Source organism: Pseudoalteromonas sp. P1-11 (assembly GCF_001399995.1).
Classification (GTDB): domain Bacteria; phylum Pseudomonadota; class Gammaproteobacteria; order Enterobacterales; family Alteromonadaceae; genus Pseudoalteromonas; species Pseudoalteromonas atlantica.
The window spans coordinates 1-1,724 of record NZ_LJSP01000027.1; the positions used below are offsets into that span (position 1 = coordinate 1).

Consider the following 1,724-nt stretch of genomic DNA (forward strand, 5'->3'; position numbering starts at 1 on the left):
AAAACTCACTGGTATCTCATAATTTAACGCGTGCTAAAGAAGATTTATCGTTATAAAAACGTTTTATAACGCGATAAAAAAGCCGATGAAGGGATAACCCTGCATCGGCTTTTTTTGTATGCAATTAAAAGGGTTATATCGTGTTTTTATCGAATAGACCAAAATTGTTATAAAGCGATTTTTGTTTAGGTAACTGGCTTGTTTGAGTTGTTGAGCAACTATTATTAGTTAACAAGTATAGAGCCTCGCTTAGAAGAGGATCTTTGCTATCGCCCCAATCAGAATTAATGGTATCTTCGGCGTAACAATCTGCAGGTAAACCATCAAAGTAATCACCATAGCCAGCTGAGTTAGTCATTTTAAAGTTTATGGCAAACACAACGTGGTCACAAAGTTGATTAATATCCATGCCAACAGGCTTTCCTCCTGTGCTTGTGCCAACTACTTGAACATCAATGTAAGGTTCTAGCGCATTTATTACCACTTCGCTGGCAGACAATGTTTGTTCAGTGGTAAGTATTACTACACGAGGTAAATTTAGGCGTGGTTGATTATTATTTAACTCGAAATCTACGCTGTTAGTTTCACGGTTTTTATTATATTCGTAATTAAACATAGGCTTGCCAAGCACGTTCTCAGCAGCAATTTGGCTTGCTAGTTGTTTAGCTACATTAAGGTAACCGCCGCCGTTATAGCGTAAATCAAGTACTAGCTCTGAAACGCCCTCTTGCTCGAATAACGAAAATGCGTCATCTAAGTCTGGAGCACTGCGTTCAATAAAGCTATTAAAGGCCAGGTAGCCAACCTTACCTGTATTAGATTCTAATATGCGGGCGTCTAGAATAGTGTTTGTGCTAACCGTTGCGCGTGCCATAGTGCCGGTTTGTTCTTCTCCGTTTAAATCTATCCACGTTACGTCTACTGTATAGCCTTCTTCTTCAGGCCCCAATAAGGCATCGTAGTCAAACGTATTGTTGGTTATTGCTTCTTCAATATTTACGCCATTCATCATGGTGATTAATGAGCCTCTGGTTAACCCCATAGCTGCTGCATTACCATCGTCAAATACATACTTTACAAGAAGACCGTTAGATTCTATTTTGTTTGCTAAACCATAACCAAAATAACTCGCGTTAAGGTATCGGTCTTCATATTCTTGCGCAGTGACTACATAACTGTATTTATCTAATTCTACTTGCGATTTAACTTCGGTCATTAAATCGCTTAATGAGTCAAATGTAGATGGGTTTGTTGAGGTATTTAGCTGTTCACTCCAAAGGTAATCTGTTTGAAGGTAGTCCCAAAGGGCTTCGTTTTGTGCTGTTTGACTAGCACATACTGCAGGGTCGGAACTTATAATATCGCCTTCGTTCTCTGAGGAGCCCCCACATGCACATAATAATAAAAATGAGCTAGATAAAACTATATTTTTTGTTTTTTTAATCATGACAATCCTTGTAAATATTGGGTTAATTAACAAAGTTACAACACTAATGCTTTTTTGGCAATAGGTAACCATTGTGTAAATTGTTGAGTTTATTTAAGTTTATTTATAGCTTTCAGTCGGCCAATCTTCTGCTGTAAAAGAAGGGTAGGCTAAGTCTATAAGTTAGTATTTCTCATTTATTAGGTTTGTTTTTATCGTTTGTCGCTGCGCTCAGAATTATCTAAAGTTGAGTTGTCGCCAATAAGTACGACTAACCAAACAGGAAGATAATCATGAA

Annotated in this window: 1 protein-coding gene; it reads right to left on the reverse strand. The window is 37.6% G+C overall.

The window, feature by feature from the left end; translation table 11 throughout:
* Nucleotides 1-133 precede the first annotated feature (133 nt).
* Complete coding sequence (locus AN390_RS19515) at nt 134-1,447, reverse strand: S41 family peptidase (RefSeq protein WP_055255854.1); 1,314 nt, start codon at nt 1,445-1,447, stop codon at nt 134-136.
* Nucleotides 1,448-1,724: the final 277 nt, after the last annotated feature.